The organism is Bacillus sp. 2B09 (assembly GCF_003946835.1).
In the GTDB taxonomy this organism is placed as follows: domain Bacteria; phylum Bacillota; class Bacilli; order Bacillales; family Bacillaceae; genus Bacillus; species Bacillus altitudinis.
Genome location: NZ_RPSG01000008.1, coordinates 128,037 through 143,156 on the forward strand (window position 1 = coordinate 128,037; position 15,120 = coordinate 143,156).

Annotated in this window: 13 protein-coding genes; 4 read left to right on the plus strand and 9 right to left on the minus strand. The window is 41.2% G+C overall.

What is annotated here, in order from left to right; genetic code table 11:
- Positions 1-27: 27 nt before the first annotated feature.
- The 6 genes from ribD to EBQ12_RS15680 form a co-directional block, all read right to left on the minus strand.
- Positions 28-1,110 (minus strand): bifunctional diaminohydroxyphosphoribosylaminopyrimidine deaminase/5-amino-6-(5-phosphoribosylamino)uracil reductase RibD, encoded by a 1,083-nt coding sequence (gene ribD, locus EBQ12_RS15655; RefSeq protein ID WP_125590598.1) that lies wholly within the window; start codon positions 1,108-1,110, stop codon positions 28-30.
- 281 nt (positions 1,111-1,391) lie between these two features.
- Positions 1,392-3,149, minus strand: a complete 1,758-nt coding sequence (locus EBQ12_RS15660; protein ID WP_008343181.1) for a WD40 repeat domain-containing protein — start codon at positions 3,147-3,149, stop codon at positions 1,392-1,394.
- 4 nt (positions 3,150-3,153) lie between these two features.
- Positions 3,154-3,957, minus strand: a complete 804-nt coding sequence (locus EBQ12_RS15665) for a formylglycine-generating enzyme family protein (RefSeq protein WP_125590600.1) — start codon at positions 3,955-3,957, stop codon at positions 3,154-3,156.
- Positions 3,958-3,989: 32 nt separating this feature from the next.
- The gene (locus tag EBQ12_RS15670) at positions 3,990-4,715 is read right to left on the minus strand and encodes a GTP cyclohydrolase II (protein ID WP_017360404.1); all 726 of its coding nucleotides are present in this window, start codon (positions 4,713-4,715) and stop codon (positions 3,990-3,992) included.
- Between the two features lie 517 nt (positions 4,716-5,232).
- A complete protein-coding gene (locus EBQ12_RS15675) occupies positions 5,233-5,889 on the minus strand; it encodes a class I SAM-dependent methyltransferase (protein ID WP_008343184.1) in 657 nt (218 codons plus the stop codon).
- A 1,131-nt stretch (positions 5,890-7,020) separates the two neighbouring features.
- Positions 7,021-7,368 (minus strand): YflT domain-containing protein, encoded by a 348-nt coding sequence (locus tag EBQ12_RS15680; protein ID WP_007496775.1) that lies wholly within the window; start codon positions 7,366-7,368, stop codon positions 7,021-7,023.
- A 222-nt stretch (positions 7,369-7,590) separates the two neighbouring features.
- Here EBQ12_RS15680 and EBQ12_RS15685 point away from each other — a divergent pair, with 222 nt between their 5' ends.
- On the plus strand, positions 7,591-7,968 hold the full coding sequence (locus tag EBQ12_RS15685) for a YfmB family protein (protein WP_017366799.1): 378 nt from the start codon (positions 7,591-7,593) through the stop codon (positions 7,966-7,968).
- Positions 7,969-8,089: 121 nt separating this feature from the next.
- Positions 8,090-9,094 (plus strand): NADP-dependent oxidoreductase, encoded by a 1,005-nt coding sequence (locus EBQ12_RS15690; RefSeq protein WP_035391385.1) that lies wholly within the window; start codon positions 8,090-8,092, stop codon positions 9,092-9,094.
- 37 nt (positions 9,095-9,131) lie between these two features.
- Here EBQ12_RS15690 and EBQ12_RS15695 read toward each other — a convergent pair whose 3' ends face one another.
- A complete protein-coding gene (locus EBQ12_RS15695; RefSeq protein WP_125590602.1) occupies positions 9,132-10,274 on the minus strand; it encodes a DEAD/DEAH box helicase in 1,143 nt (380 codons plus the stop codon).
- Positions 10,275-10,426: 152 nt separating this feature from the next.
- Between EBQ12_RS15695 and EBQ12_RS15700 the strand changes: the two genes are divergently transcribed.
- Positions 10,427-11,980, plus strand: coding sequence for an ABC-F family ATP-binding cassette domain-containing protein (locus EBQ12_RS15700; RefSeq protein WP_008343192.1), 1,554 nt, complete (start codon positions 10,427-10,429; stop codon positions 11,978-11,980).
- 46 nt (positions 11,981-12,026) lie between these two features.
- Here the strand turns inward: EBQ12_RS15700 and EBQ12_RS15705 are convergent, their stop codons facing one another.
- On the minus strand, positions 12,027-13,217 hold the full coding sequence (locus EBQ12_RS15705) for an MFS transporter (RefSeq protein ID WP_125590604.1): 1,191 nt from the start codon (positions 13,215-13,217) through the stop codon (positions 12,027-12,029).
- Between the two features lie 259 nt (positions 13,218-13,476).
- The gene (locus tag EBQ12_RS15710) at positions 13,477-13,902 is read right to left on the minus strand and encodes a MerR family transcriptional regulator (protein ID WP_017366797.1); all 426 of its coding nucleotides are present in this window, start codon (positions 13,900-13,902) and stop codon (positions 13,477-13,479) included.
- Positions 13,903-14,045: 143 nt separating this feature from the next.
- On the opposite strand from EBQ12_RS15710, the gene folE2 reads away from it, so the two are divergent.
- Positions 14,046-14,942 carry a GTP cyclohydrolase FolE2 gene (gene folE2, locus EBQ12_RS15715; RefSeq protein ID WP_125590606.1) on the plus strand — a complete coding sequence of 299 codons (897 nt, stop codon included), beginning with the start codon at positions 14,046-14,048 and terminating at the stop codon, positions 14,940-14,942.
- The last annotated feature ends 178 nt before the right edge of the window (positions 14,943-15,120 follow it).

The following is a 15,120-nucleotide window of genomic DNA, read 5'->3' on the forward strand; positions in this document are numbered from 1 at the left end:
TCTACGTGCAAGGACCTCTCTCCATCGTTAAAATGTCATCGTCATTTTTAAATCTTTTCCTACCATACTATATTCAATATCCGCTGGACGGATCGCCTTTTTTAGTTTTTTCACACCTTCTCCTTCAAAAAAAGTAGGTGCATCTTTCCCTCCAATCAACAAAGGTGCCATATAGATAACAGCTTCGTTCACAAGTGATGCTTCTAAAAATGATGCACTCACACTGCCCCCTGCCTCTACAAGCACTGACATCACAGAGCGCTTCTTCAACATGTGTAACACATCCTGAAGATCTGTCCGGTGTTCTCCGCTTGTAACAAATACTTGATGACCTTTTTGTATCAACTGTTGATACTTTTGATGATCATAATCTTGTGATGTACAAATTATGGTTTCTGCCCTATGATCTGTTAAGCATTTGGCATGAATCGGTATCCTTAATGTTGAATCTAAAATGACACGAATGGGCTGATGGTTGAATGAATCCTTTACAAGTAAGCCGGCATCATCTTGAATAATCGTTTCCACTCCTGTCAGCACCGCATCTGCTTCTTGACGTAAGCGCTGCACTTCTGTTCTCGCTTCTATTCCAGTGATCCATTTGCTTTCTTGATCAGCCGTGGCAATCTTCCCATCTATCGAAATAGCTGATTTTAAGACGACATAAGGAAGGTTTGTTTGCATTAAATGAAAAAAAGGAGCATTTAAACGATCTGCTTCCTGTTTACATATCCCTTGCTCCACCTCAATTCCAGCCTTTTTCAAAAAGGCAATTCCTTTACCCTCAACAACCGGGTTCGGATCTTGGGTAGCAATCAACACTTTCTTCACACCACTGCTAATGATCGCTTCGGTGCAAGGGCCTGTTTTTCCGTGATGTGTACAAGGTTCGAGCGTTACATACATGTCTGCTCCCTTCGCCTTTTCTCCTGCCATTTGCAGCGCATGAATTTCAGCATGAGGCTCGCCAGCCTTCATGTGCGCACCAATCCCAACAATCTCACCGCTCTGAACAATCACTGCACCAACAAGCGGATTGGGTGAGGTTTGTCCTTTCATCGCCTTCGCGTTGGCAATCGCCAGCTTCATATAAAAAATATCGTCTTTCATCTCGGACTCCTTTCTTCTCTCAAGGGAAAGAACTCCTTCAGAAAATGAAGGAGTTCTTTTCTCATGGGCTATATTTTCTCCATCCGTTTCTTTTCAGTTCGATCATAGTAAGGCAAGGAATAAAACAGTTTATATGATGCTCGTTGTTTACAAAAACAGCATTTGCGACATTCATATTTATTAATGAGGAGCACATGCGGACAATTGAGTACAGTCAGACCTTTTTTCATATGTTCCTTGCAAACACTTATCATGAGAATCCCCCGCTTACATTCTTTTTCTTAATGAGAGATTACTTCTTTCGGAAATTGTTCAAATAAGCGCAGTACTTCCGTATGTGTGCCATCTTCTCGAATATGATAAATACCACCGTCATATGAACTTGCATACACATCATTTCCTAGTTGTCTAATGGCACTAATACCATTCTTAGCAATTCGAATCGGACCTGTATTGACATCTAGCTCTGGATTCCACACCACAATATATCCCCAATAGTCTCCACTCACAATATAGCCAGAGTCTGTCACAGTGATGGATTTAATGGAATATTGATGCTCGTTGTGCTGATTTAAAATTCTGCCTGTATGCAAATCAAACAATCGGACGTTTTTATCCCGGCTGACAATGGCAATGCGATCTCTTTTGCTATCAATAAATACATCATTTAACAGCTCTGTCGCCCCGATATATTCTGCTGTTAAGGACAAACTCTTTTTATCGAGAAGACAGATGGTTCCTTCAACTGCCGCTGTGATGATATGATCTCCTTCTACCTTTAATGCTTTGACCGCGCAATCATGTGCTTTAGAACGGCCGATTTCCTTTAAGTGTTCAGTCGAAATGACATGCACATAACCGCCATAAGTGCCGATATAAAATTGACGATCCTCCTCATGGAAATACACACTATTGACAGGACCTGTGTTGAGATCAAAAGAGACCATTTGCTGCAATGACTCGTGTACAATATGCACCTGACTCGCATGATCGCCCCATGCATAATAGCTTCCATCCCGAGCAACAGCCACTCCATTTGTGAGAACACCTGTTGATTTTGCGATTTCGATTCCATTTTTTCTGAATTTTCCGTCATCTGATGCAGTGATAATATCACCCGCTTCAGTCAACGCAATATCATTAATAGAAGGTGTCGCCAATTCCTGCTCATCAGAGATCACTTTTCCTTCTTGAATGGACCATTCACAATACGTTTTCCCAAAGCTGGCTCCTAAAATGGCTTGCTCGTCTTCTGTCCAAACAAGCGAGCGCTCCCATTGATATTTATGAGGCAGCAACGTATCAATTAAATCACCGGTTTCATAATTCCACAGCTTAATTAGATGGTCATAACCCGCTGTAAGCAAGTAGTTACCGCTCGGTGAAAAATTCACACGTTTCACACCTTGTAAATGAGCTTTAATGATTTTTTTCTCCTGTAATGTAGCGGCATCATAAATGATAACTGTGCCATCATCTCTGCCAAGGGCGAATACTTCTTTTTGATTGCTGCCGCTGATGGTATCCAGCTCATAATCAAACGGGCCAATTTCACCTACAATTTCTCCTGTTTCATAGAGCCATACAAGGACATAGCCATCGTCACCAGTTGTATAAGCTTTATCCTCATGAATCCATACAGCTAATACATCCTTGCTATGTCCATGAAATTCTCTTAAAATGGCTCCCGTTTCAATATCCCAAACTAAGCATCTTCTGTCTCTGGACACTGATACAAGAAGCGTATCCTGCTTTGCAAATGCGACAGCTTCCACATCATCCGCATGACCATATAGCGTACGAATTCTTGTATGTGTGCCAGTATCATATAATTGAATGGTATAGTCTGACGATGCACTCGCTAAATACGTTCCATTTTCCGAAAGGGATAAAGAGTTGATGATATGCTCGTGACTGCCAATGAATGTTCCTTCTCCCGTGGCACGGTCCCATTTATAAATACAGCGATCATAGCCACCTGTGTAGACAATTTGGTCATGCTGAGTTGATAAAACGGATGTAATCGGTCCTCTATGCATGGTTTTACACTCCCACCTTTATATGTTGTTTTTGACGAGTAACTACACGAAAACCAGTAAATCGAAAAACAGGGTCTGGGTGTTTACCGTGTCTTCTTGCGACTCTGCATAAATCTCCGCCTCTTGCGAAGGAGCCACCTTTTAAAATGTAGTAATCACTGCCGAGTGTCTCGGTTAAATCATCTACAACCTCAATTCCGCCTTCATATATGTGATACTTGGTGTTGACCCATTCTTCGACATTGCCACCCATATCATATAGTCCAAATAGAGATCTTCCTTTTTCGTAATGACAGACAGGTGTCGTTTTTTCAATATTTGATTCGTGTGTATTACAGTAAGAGGGGTTAAACTCATCTCCCCAAGGATATTGATGTCTCGTATTGCCCCGGGCAGCATATTCCCATTCTTCCTCAGTAGGGATCGATACCTCATATCCAAGCTTCCCGCTCAGCCACTGACAAAATGAGAAAGCTTCCTCGATGTCCATGCCCCAAGCTGGATGGTCTTTTCCCCCGCCAAGCTCTAGGTTCGTCAAGCTCTCTGGATAAAGCTTTCCTGTCTCGTCACAATAGCTTTGATACCATTCATTGGTGACGACCGTATCTGAGATGAAAAATTCACTCATATACGGCTGATAAGATGGAAATTCTTTGTACAGCCATTTTTGAAATTTTTTCTCACGGCCATAGGCTGGATTCAGAAGTTTGTCCTTCCAAAATTCTGATGCCTTTTTCATATCTTCTTCATTACTTCCAATCGTCGCATAGCCGCTTGGGATTTGAATCCAATTGATATCAGGTTTCACGCTTTTCTCCCGCCTTCTTTAAATAAACTCATCTACTGATTAATTAATTTCTTCTCATCGACCATATGCCCTGATGCTGCTTTTGCCTTTAAATACGCCTCATTATAGAGAGAGGCTTCTACCGTATGATCAAACCGTAAAACCGGAAGACCGTAAGCAGCAATGGAATCGACTTTATCTGGATTATTGGTTAAGAGATGCAATGGTTTCCCTTTGTTTAAATAGTGCAAGACAGCCGCTGCTTCCTCGTAATGCCGATCATCATCTCCGCAGCCGATCAACCTGTTCGCCTCAAATGTATCCAGTTTCATTTCCTGTAATTTATACGTGAAGGCTTTGGCCATTAGCCCAATAGAGCGCCCTTCTTGATTGGCCATATACACAAGCATGCCTTTTCCGTAATCGGTGATTTTTTTTAGCGATGATGCAAGCTGTGGACCGCAATCACATTTCAGTGACCCAAACACATCCCCTGTTTGGCAGACACTATGAATTCGCACAAGCGGCGGCACTTCATTTTCAAAGTCGCCAAAAAGGAGACAAGAGGAAAATGTTTGCTGCTCGGTACTCATTTGTACAATAGACTCAACCGTTGGCGTTGTATCAGCTTCTACAGACGCAAAGGCATACCATGTAAACTGCACTTCTTCATGTTCAATAGAGATCGGCAGGTTCACTGGCCCCACGAGCAAATAGTGTTTTTCTTGAAATGTAAAATGATGAATCATTGATTGTAGTTCAGCTACAAACTTGTTCATTTGTCTCCCCCTATTCATCACTGCACCCCATTGAACTCTCTCAGCGCAGTGATGGCGTGATGAATATGTGTATGCACTCCCTTTGCACCCTGAGCACCGGTTCCAGCTAGAATCATGGCTCAGGAGAAATTTCCTGACATACTGGCTGAATAGATGTGCGATGCCAATCATCCATCAGTACCTTTCATAAAGACTCTTTTTAGACTGTCACTTGTCCAGTACAAAGGAGCAGAAATCGAGCTTCATACGCTGTATTCTCTGTAAGAGAGCAACACCATTTGATGATTCTTGAATGGAAACTGACATGCTCTTTCTCTAAAAGAATATCTCTGCTAGCTTCGAGCTGCTTTCTCCTTTACTAGAAGCTCTGGTCCTTCAAATGCACGTCATCCGGTTGTACCCTTTGATTGGATGAATAGTCCGTACTTCAATTCAGCTACATTGATTGAAGCATGACACCCGCCTAGGTATGCACCAAGAACCATCACATCAAACATCGCGTTTATCCTCCTTTGCACTAGATTTTGACAGCAATGACATGATGCTGGCTGATCCCAGCCTTCGCTTGTAATGGTGTAATCGAAACGAGCTCAAGTCCTGATGTACAAATCTTTTCTCCAAGCTGAGTATCTGAGAATGAAAAATGGAAGCGTCCATCTTCTCCGATTAAGCCTGTTTTCCACTCTTCTCCCCATACAACAAGGGAAAACACACCACCTTCATGAAGCAGCGAGGAAATCTGCTTTAAGTATCGTTCGTGGTCATCAGGGTGCTGATGGTGAAAGCAGCCATGATCTAAAATCAGATCAAACGTCAGCTCGCGCCCTTGATTCATCGACCAGGACATAAAATCTTGATGATAAAAATGGACAGGAACCTCTTTTCTCTTCTTTAATCCTTGCCATTCCTCATGCTCATAAAGATCAATGCCGGTATATGCCGACAGTCCTTGTAAATGTTCAAGAGCCCTGCCGTTCCCGCAGCCGATATCCAGCACAGAAGCAAGTGCATCCTTTTCCCTGGAACGCCATGCCTTCAGAGACATCACAGCAGCATCTGTTAATGATGGATCAGTGGACCACATATCTGTTCTTTGCTCATAGTGTTCTTGAAAAGCCATACGCATTTTTTCTAAATACAACCCGCTGTCTTCATGATACAAAGCCTTTTTCATCACGTGACCTCCTTCAATTCACAATCACCTTTCCTAACAAAGGTGGTTTTCAAGCAAAAAGCCTTATGATAAAATGAAAGATGGATTTTTTAGGAAATCTGTTTTCTGAAAAAGGAGAGAAGCATCCCACATGTCACTCTTCTTTTTCAGCACTCATCTTCACATACAACCACAGCCATTCAACTATTACAGCGCCTCAGTTTGTTATACATTTTCTTCATATGGGTTCACCTCCTTAACAGCGTTTAGAAAGCGTTTTCTTTATAATGATCCTCTGAATATTACCATTGAGAAGTAGGCATCGTAGAAAGACGAATCTACCATTCTAAGCTATCTATCATCCATTTCTTTTTGTCTAATAGATATTTCTTCAGTATCGCTTTGCCCCAGAAGTGCTCTTCCTTAGGTCTTAATGCATCATCATTTACAGAATTGATCCTGAAATCCACCTATCAAAAATTTAACAACTAATTCCATAATGACTTGATTAAGCCAAATATATTGTTTTTAGATTATTTTGTCAACAAATTATTTCCTAAACATTAGAATGATTTTCTAATTGAAAATACAGGTATATTTCGTGGTTTTTTGACCTTAAAACACTTATTTCTACACAAAAATACAACTTAAACCAATAGAACTAAGAAATTTATCTACTAAATTACACAAGATTTTTATTTCATTTTGAGATAAAAATAAAGATATCATAATTATTTCCCGAATGGTTTTTTGTGATATTTTCACTACTTTTTTCTTTTTTTTGATGGTATCCTTTGATATTTCTATATTTTCAATTAGACATTTTACTGTTTATCCCAATTTTTTAACCTGTCTTATTATAGTGAAAAAGACAGATGGTAGATTTTAATTATCGCAGTATGAAAAAAAGCCCCTTACAAAAGTAAGAGGCTTTCAGCGTGTAGACAAACCCTCGCATTCTTTGTCAGTCCTGCGTGCTGGTGCTCACGAATATCAAATTCGCTCCGCGCCAGTACTCGTCCTTCCTAGACTGCAAAGGTTTTCTATCACGCTGAAAAGAAGACAAAGGACTAAAATCAAGTTCATTTTAGCCCTTTGTCAAAAATCTGAAAAAAGCCCCTTACAAAAGTAAGAGGCTTTTTACGATGGCGTTTATGCCCAATTTTTCACTTTTTCATGGTCAGTCACAAAGAGAAGAACTTTTCCTTCGTCTAAATGTTCTTCAAATGTCTCAGCTTCTTCTTTTGAGAAACCAATTTCGTGAATCTTATTGCGGAGTTCATCTCCCTTTTTGCTAAAGATGTTTCCAACCGCATGCTTGAGTCCAACTTCTTTTGGACCTATCGTATTGGCATCTGCATTGCTTGCAATACGCTCAGTTCGATCATCGTCATGGGACAGAACATAAATGTCCTCTCTTGCAACACCGAGTTGTTTTAATTGCTCCACATCTCTTTGAAGTGTTTCATCATTTGAATACTCTCTTACAACAGGTTTCATTTATTATTCCTCCTTTAACGTCTTACGAATCTTTTACCCGTCACTTTTGTCATTAAACCTTCCTCCAGCACATCCATTTTTACTCTGTGAACTTAATGCGTCTATGGACTTATTTTTGACAAAAAGACTGTAAAAATGACTAAATTTTCTGAAAAATTATATGCTTTCCTTGTCATTTGTTGTACAATTCTTATACTGGAGGCTAGAAATGGGGTGGAGCTGATGTATTATTTTTCAGCTGAGCAGCAGTTTAATGCATGGGTTGTCAGTGATTTGGTGAAACAGCTTTTTCAAAAATGGAATCCTGAAGAATCAAAAGCAAAGCCGCTTACTTTGTTTGCTGAACAGCACTTTCACATCTGCATCGATTATCTCTTTTCTATTATTATTAACATTGGAGATATCGAGTCAATCGAACAAGATCCACAAGACCTGTTGTCCTCATATTTAAATATCCTTTTTCCTTTTGTGACGCACGATATGATGAAAGCCTCCATGCAAAATGCAAATGAATATTTATTAAAAGAACGTGATGCGGATGAGTATCAACTGTTTGGTTGTCTCCCGCCGCTCCTTTCTGTCTCTCTTCAAAAAAAGTAGTCCCCTTCTTTTAGATGGTGGCTGCTTTTTTGTATGTGCTTGGAAAAGACCGTATGTTTTGAACGAAAAGAAGCATCATGTTAATGTAAATCTAGGTTGCAAGTGAAAGGGAGGATTTGACATGAGTCAACAAAAACAAATTCAATTAGCAAAACGTCCAAAAGGGTTACCTACTAAAGATGTTTTTCATTTTGAAACAGTTGATATACCAACGCCGCAAGATGGCGAAGTCTTGATTCAAACGAAATATGTGTCTGTAGATCCTTACATGAGAGGACGAATGCAAGATACAAAATCCTATACACCTCCGTTCAAGCTGAATGAAGTCATTCAAGGTGGTGTGGTCGGAGAAGTCGTCGAGTCCAAATCTCCTCAATTTGAGAAAGGTGATTTTGTACTTGGATTCCTTGGCTGGCAGGAATATTCTACTGCCAAAGCAGAGTCTCTGACAAAAATTGATCCATCCATTGCGCCGTTATCTTATTACTTAGGGATTTTGGGCATGCCAGGACAAACCGCCTATTTTGGACTTCTTGCGATTGGTCAGCCAAAAGAAGGCGAAACGGTTGTCATTTCTGGAGCCGCAGGTGCCGTTGGTTCTGTTGTCGGACAGATTGCTAAAATCAAAGGTGCCCACGTTGTTGGAATTGCCGGATCTGATGATAAGCTGGCTTATTTAAAAGAACTGGGCTTTGATGAAACCATTAATTATAAAACAACCAATGATTTAGATGACGCCATTGCAAAAGCCTGCCCAAACGGTGTCGATGTGTATTTTGACAATGTGGGCGGCGACATCTCTGATGCTGTAATGAATCATTTGAACCGTTTTGCACGTATTCCAGTCTGCGGCGCCATTTCTTCTTATAACATTAGTGCAAGCGAAGACATTGGCCCTCGTGTGCAAACAAAACTCATTAAAACAAGCGCATTGATGCAGGGCTTCATTGTTGCCAACTACTCTGATCGTTTTGAAGAGGCGGCAAAAGATCTCGCACAATGGGTAAAAGAAGAAAAACTCACATATAAAGAAACAATCATTGAAGGCTTTGACAACATTCCAGATGCATTCCTTGGACTATTCAAAGGGGAAAATGTCGGAAAACAACTTGTCAAAATTTCATAACAAAAAAGGACCCTGCCAATTATGGAGGGTCCTTTTCTTATGCCTGCTTGGGTGCAAGGTGCAGCTGGCCTTGCTTATACACAATTTCTTCAAGCGAAAGATTCAGTTTTTTCGCCATTTTTTTCAGCATTGATTGCTCTTGAGGTGTGACAAGACTGATGACTGCGCCTTCTTTTCCTGCGCGTCCGGTTCTACCTGAACGGTGAATGTAGCCTTCTTCATTTGGCAGATCCGCATGAATCACATATGGCAGATCATCAATATCGATTCCTCTTGCTGCAATATCTGTTGCAAGGAGGAGCGGGAATTCACGCTGTTCAAAAGCCTTTAAGATGACAGCACGCTCTGCTTTTTTCGCTTCACTGTGAAGCACACCAAGGTCGACATGGTGATACGCTAATTTTTCTGCATAAATGCTCAAATTCGTAATATCTCGCACAAAGACAAGTGCCTGCATGTCCTCAAGCCGTGATAGCTTTTGCAGCAGTTTCACCTTGTCGCGCTGATCACATAACAGGTAATAATGCCCTACCTTCTGCGCTTCTTCTTGGCTTCTGCTAATTCTCAATACCTCTGGTTCAGATGCAATGTCTTTGATCAGTTGAACGGTTTCTTCTTTCAACGTTGCAGAAAAACAAAGGATTTGTCTTTCTTTTAATGTGGACTTAATGATCCCTTGGATCGTTTTCATATGCTCTGGCACAAGAAGCTGATCTGCCTCGTCTAACACGATCGTTTTCACTTCATGCATTTTCAGTTTCTTGATTTTGATTAACTCTTGTACGCGACCCGGTGTCGCCACCACGATATTCGGGTGTTTTTTTAGCTTTTCCTGCTGCTTCTTGATATTTGCCCCGCCTATTAAGGAAATAGCTTTGATGTCTGAACCTTGTTTGAACTCTTGCACGACATCAAAAATTTGCATCACAAGCTCTCTTGAAGGTGCCAAGATTAAGACTTGCGGGTGTTTGATACTCACATCAATTTTATTTAAAAGCGGCAGAACATACGCAAGGGTCTTCCCTGTTCCAGTCGGTGATTCTGCGATTACATCGCGTTTTTCCGTAATCCACTCTGCTGTTTGTTCTTGTATCGCTGTTGGCTTCTCAAAGCCAGCCGCTTCAAAGTTCTTTTGAATAAATGGCTTTGCTTCTTTCAAAAATGCCCAATTTTCCGTCATGTTGATCTCCTTTATCCTCATTCAATCTATCCTTAAGTATCTCAAAATCAGCTTTGAAACGCAATTTTTCTTTTGATGCTTTTATCGAGCCGGACAGTTCGATATAATCATGAGAGGCACTAGCCGTTTTGAATCTATTTGAGGTGTAAAAAATGATATTATCTGTTAAAGATTTAAGTCATGGCTTTGGCGACAGAGCCATTTTCCACGAAGTCTCCTTCCGGTTATTAAAAGGCGAGCATGTCGGCTTGATCGGCGCCAACGGTGAAGGAAAGTCAACGTTTATGAATATTATTACTGGCAAGCTTGAGCCAGATGCAGGAAAAGTCGAATGGGCAAAAAATGTCCGTGTCGGCTACCTCGATCAGCATACCGTGCTTGAAAAAGGAAGAACCATTCGTGAAGTCCTTCAAGATGCATTCCATTATTTATTCTCAATGGAAGCCGCAATGAATGACATTTACGAAAAAATGGGTGAAGCAGATCCTGATGAGCTAGAAAAGCTTTTAGAAGAAGTAGGCGTCATTCAGGATGCCCTGACGAACAATGATTTTTATATCATTGATTCCAAGGTAGAGGAAATTGCAAGAGGTCTTGGGTTAACAGATCTCGGGCTCGATCGTGATGTGACAGAGCTGAGCGGCGGACAGCGGACAAAAGTACTGCTTGCGAAATTGCTGTTAGAGAAGCCTGAAATTCTTCTTCTTGACGAGCCGACCAACTATTTAGATGAACAGCATATTGAGTGGCTGAAGCGCTATTTGCAGGAATATGAAAATGCGTTTATCCTCATTTCACATGATATTCCGTTCCTAAACAGTGTCATTAACTTGATTTATCATGTCGAAAATCAAGAACTCACGCGCTACGTTGGTGATTATGATCAATTTAAACAAGTGTACGAAGTGAAAAAGCAGCAACTAGAGGCAGCGTATAAAAGGCAGCAGCAAGAAGTGGCTGAATTAAAGGATTTTGTCGCGAGAAATAAAGCACGTGTCAGCACTCGAAATATGGCGATGTCTCGTCAAAAGAAACTGGATAAGATGGATATGATTGAACTGGCGGCCGAAAAGCCAAAACCAGAATTCCACTTTAAACCGGCACGTACGTCTGGGAAACTGATTTTTGAAACGAAAGATTTAGTCATTGGGTATGACGAACCACTTTCTCGTCCATTGAATTTAAAAATGGAACGCGGTCAAAAAATTGCGTTATACGGTGCCAACGGTATCGGAAAAACGACACTGCTCCGAAGCCTGCTTGGAGAAATTTCCCCCATTTCTGGTGAGGTGGAACGAGGAGAATTCCTGCATATTGGCTACTTTGAACAAGAAGTAAAAGAGCAAAACAGCAACACTTGTATCGAAGAGGTGTGGAGCACCTTCCCATCGTACACACAATATGAAGTCAGAGCTGCCCTTGCCAAATGCGGTTTAACGACAAAACATATTGAAAGCCGTGTGTCTGTTTTAAGTGGTGGTGAAAAAGCGAAGGTCCGCCTTTGTAAGCTGATCAATGAAGAAACCAACCTACTTGTTCTCGACGAGCCGACAAACCACTTGGATGTCGATGCCAAAGAAGAATTAAAGCGCGCATTAAAAGAATATAAAGGCAGCGTCCTATTGATTTCCCACGAACCTGAATTTTATCAAGATGTGGCCACTGAAACTTGGAATTGCGAATCTTGGACAACAAAAGTATTATAAAGACAAAAAAGCCTTATATCGTTTGCAGATATAAGGCTTTTTTCTATTAATGACCTGCCTGGATATTCACCAAATGCTTACGGCCAAGAAGCAGGATGACCATTCCTAAGAGAACAACACCCGCCCCTACATAATAAGGGGTACTTGCTGTGTAAGTTTCAGCGAGAACTCCCGCAATCCAAGGCGCAATCGCACCACCAATAAATCGTACAGCACTGTATGAAGATGATGCAATTGAACGCTCAACAGGAGCTGATCCCATCACAGCCGTCGTCAGCACCGTATTGATCATGCCGAGGATGCCCCCAGCAATCACAATACCGCAAATGACCACGACCACATGTGATGTCCATATTCCAATGCCGAATAAAATCACAGCAAACGAAGCAAAGAGAACAACAAGAGCTGTTAATGTCCCCAATTTGCGATGAATGACCGGCGCTGAGAAGACAGATGTCACAGCCAAAAATAATCCCCATCCAAAAAAGACATAACCAAGACCATGCTCATCAAGATGAAGCACAAATGGCGAATAAGCTAGAAGAACAAAGAATCCAAAATTATATAAGAAAGCAGCAGATGCCATCGTTAAAAGCCCCTTATATTTCAAGGCTCCAACAGCTTCAAATAACTTCACCTTTTTCTGCGGCTTTTGTATAGGTGGAAGCATAAACGTAATGGCTAAAAGAGCAGCAAGCATCAACACTGCCACACCAAAGAATGGCCCGCGCCAAGAGATCGTTCCAAGCTCACCACCAAGGAGCGGCCCGACAGAAATCCCAAGACCTAGTGCCGCCTCATATAAAATGATGGCTTTCGCACTTCCTCCAACAGACACACCGACAATGACTGATAATGCCGTTGAAATAAATAAGGCATTCCCAATGCCCCATCCGCCTCTAAAACCAATTAATTCATTAATGGTTGAAGAAGTACCGCCTAAAGCAGAAAAGACAATAATAAAGATGAGTCCTAATAATAACGTCCATTTGGCACCAATACGACTAGAAATAAAACCGGTAAAAAACATCACAAAGCCGGTGACAAGCAAATAGCTCGTAAATAAAAGAGACACCTGACTTGGAGATGCATGTAATTGTGATGCAATGGCTGGCAAAATCGGGTCTACAAGCCCTATTCCCATAAATGAAATCACACAAGCAAAGGCCACCGCCCAGACGGCTTTTGGCTGTCTAAGCAAACTCGTACGCTGTTTCAATACTTCTTCTTCCTTCATTCCATCAGAACCTTTCCTACAGTTGTTTAACAAAATAAAATAAACACGCTGAGGTGTTTATTTTATTTTGTTGACAAAGGGCTAAAATGAACTTTATTTTAGCTCTTTGTCTTCTTTTTCAGCGTGATAGAAAACCTTTGCAGTCTAGGAAGGACGAGCACTGGAGCGGAGCGAATTTGGCATTCGTGAGCACCAGAGCGCAGGACTGACAAAGAATGCGAGGGTTTGTCTACACGCTGAAATAAACACGCTGAGGTGTTTATTTTTGTAATTGCTCAATGGCATGAGCCGCTCTTTCTTTCATCATTTCAAGATCCTTTTTAAAGGATTGAATCGTTTCTAGCTTTTTTGTAATCAATTGATGCTGCACAGTCAGCTGCGCATCAATATCTAACAGCTTCTCTAATCGTTCCTTCGGGTCAAGAGATAACAGGTAGCCTTCTTTATTCAGCTCAAGCTGTTTTCCTATTTCCATAAACGACTGAAGCTCTTGTAAAGAAAAGCCAAGTACTTCTTTGGCCTGCATCACTTTCTCCAGTTCTTCCATGTCGTCCTCTGAGTAAAGTCTGACACCGCCCTCTGTCCGCTTTGGTGCTGATAATAAACCAATCTCTTCATAGAAACGAATGGTCCGTTTCGTCAAACCGCTTCTTTTCGCCACTTGATCAATTTTCATCCATTCCATCACCAGTGCCTCCTGCTCATCAATTCATGTTTTATTATACACCTTTATGACCTTAACGTAAACGTTAATGTTTGATCACTTGATTTCTATTGTGGTTTGATGCAGAATAAATAGGAATAATTACGTTTTAAAGGAGGTACCCTATGCGTTCATTTCCATCCAAAAAAGAACGACACGCACAATTCGGTTCTGTCCCGCCAAGCGCTAGAACAAAACCTTGTCAAAAAGAGGACATGATAGACATCCAACAAACCGAACAGGACTTTTATTTTAATCTGGAACAGGTCGGAATTTGCCGTGTGTCGTACCCTGTACATATTTTGTCTAAAACGGCTCCACAGCACCAAACCGCTTCCGCTGATTTTACGCTGAGTACATATTTGCCAGCTCATCAAAAAGGCATTCATATGAGCCGTCTCACCGAGCAGCTTCACTCATTTTATGAGAGCGGAAAGCCGGTTGATGTGGATTCCTTAAAAGAATTGACAGCACAGCTTGCCAAGCATATGAATCAGCCATCTGCCTCGATTCAAGTTTCCTTTCCGTGGTACATGGAAAAAAAGAGTCCCATCAGCGGAAAGTCCGGTTTGATGCATGCAGACGTGCAATATGACATCCACTTTCATGAAGAAAACGGATGGATTTGTCATATTGGCTGCACTGCTCAGGTGACAACGTTATGTCCTTGTTCAAAAGAAATCAGTGAATACGGCGCACATAATCAGCGCGGCACTGTATCGATTCAGGTAGAGCTGTTTGAACAAGGTCAACTCCCTGATGACATGAAAGCAGATCTACTGCAGATCATCGAGTCTAATGCGAGTGCGCCTCTTTACCCTGTACTCAAAAGACCAGATGAAAAACAAGTGACAGAAGAGGCCTATGAAAATCCACGTTTTGTAGAGGATGTTGCGAGATTAATTGCAGCAGAGCTATATGAACAAAACTGGATCAAAGGGTTTCAAATTGAGTGCCGAAATGAAGAATCCATTCATCAGCACAATGCTTATGCCAAATGTTCTTATCAAAAAAAACTGTAGAATGTCTCTACAGTCAGGCTGTCGAGAAAATCTCGACAGCTTTATTTTTTTCCTTAAATTTTCCACTATCCCATTTTATAATAGAGAAAAGCATACTAAAGGAAGGTGTTTTTCTCATGTTCCACACTAGAAATTCTTCTCAGCACGAAGCCGAATTTGTTTTGCTAGATCAATTGGT

Bases quoted from the DNA above. Each gene is read 5' to 3' on its own strand.
- ribD (WP_125590598.1), bottom strand. From the start codon at position 1,110: ATGAAAGACGATATTTTTTATATGAAGCTGGCGATTGCCAACGCGAAG.
- EBQ12_RS15660 (WP_008343181.1), bottom strand. From the start codon at position 3,149: ATGCATAGAGGACCGATTACATCCGTTTTATCAACTCAGCATGACCAA.
- EBQ12_RS15670 (WP_017360404.1), bottom strand. From the start codon at position 4,715: ATGAACAAGTTTGTAGCTGAACTACAATCAATGATTCATCATTTTACA.
- EBQ12_RS15675 (WP_008343184.1), bottom strand. From the start codon at position 5,889: ATGAAAAAGGCTTTGTATCATGAAGACAGCGGGTTGTATTTAGAAAAA.
- EBQ12_RS15680 (WP_007496775.1), bottom strand. From the start codon at position 7,368: ATGAAACCTGTTGTAAGAGAGTATTCAAATGATGAAACACTTCAAAGA.
- EBQ12_RS15685 (WP_017366799.1), top strand. From the start codon at position 7,591: ATGTATTATTTTTCAGCTGAGCAGCAGTTTAATGCATGGGTTGTCAGT.
- EBQ12_RS15690 (WP_035391385.1), top strand. From the start codon at position 8,090: ATGAGTCAACAAAAACAAATTCAATTAGCAAAACGTCCAAAAGGGTTA.
- EBQ12_RS15695 (WP_125590602.1), bottom strand. From the start codon at position 10,274: ATGACGGAAAATTGGGCATTTTTGAAAGAAGCAAAGCCATTTATTCAA.
- EBQ12_RS15700 (WP_008343192.1), top strand. From the start codon at position 10,427: ATGATATTATCTGTTAAAGATTTAAGTCATGGCTTTGGCGACAGAGCC.
- EBQ12_RS15705 (WP_125590604.1), bottom strand. From the start codon at position 13,217: ATGAAGGAAGAAGAAGTATTGAAACAGCGTACGAGTTTGCTTAGACAG.
- EBQ12_RS15710 (WP_017366797.1), bottom strand. From the start codon at position 13,902: ATGGAATGGATGAAAATTGATCAAGTGGCGAAAAGAAGCGGTTTGACG.
- folE2 (WP_125590606.1), top strand. From the start codon at position 14,046: ATGCGTTCATTTCCATCCAAAAAAGAACGACACGCACAATTCGGTTCT.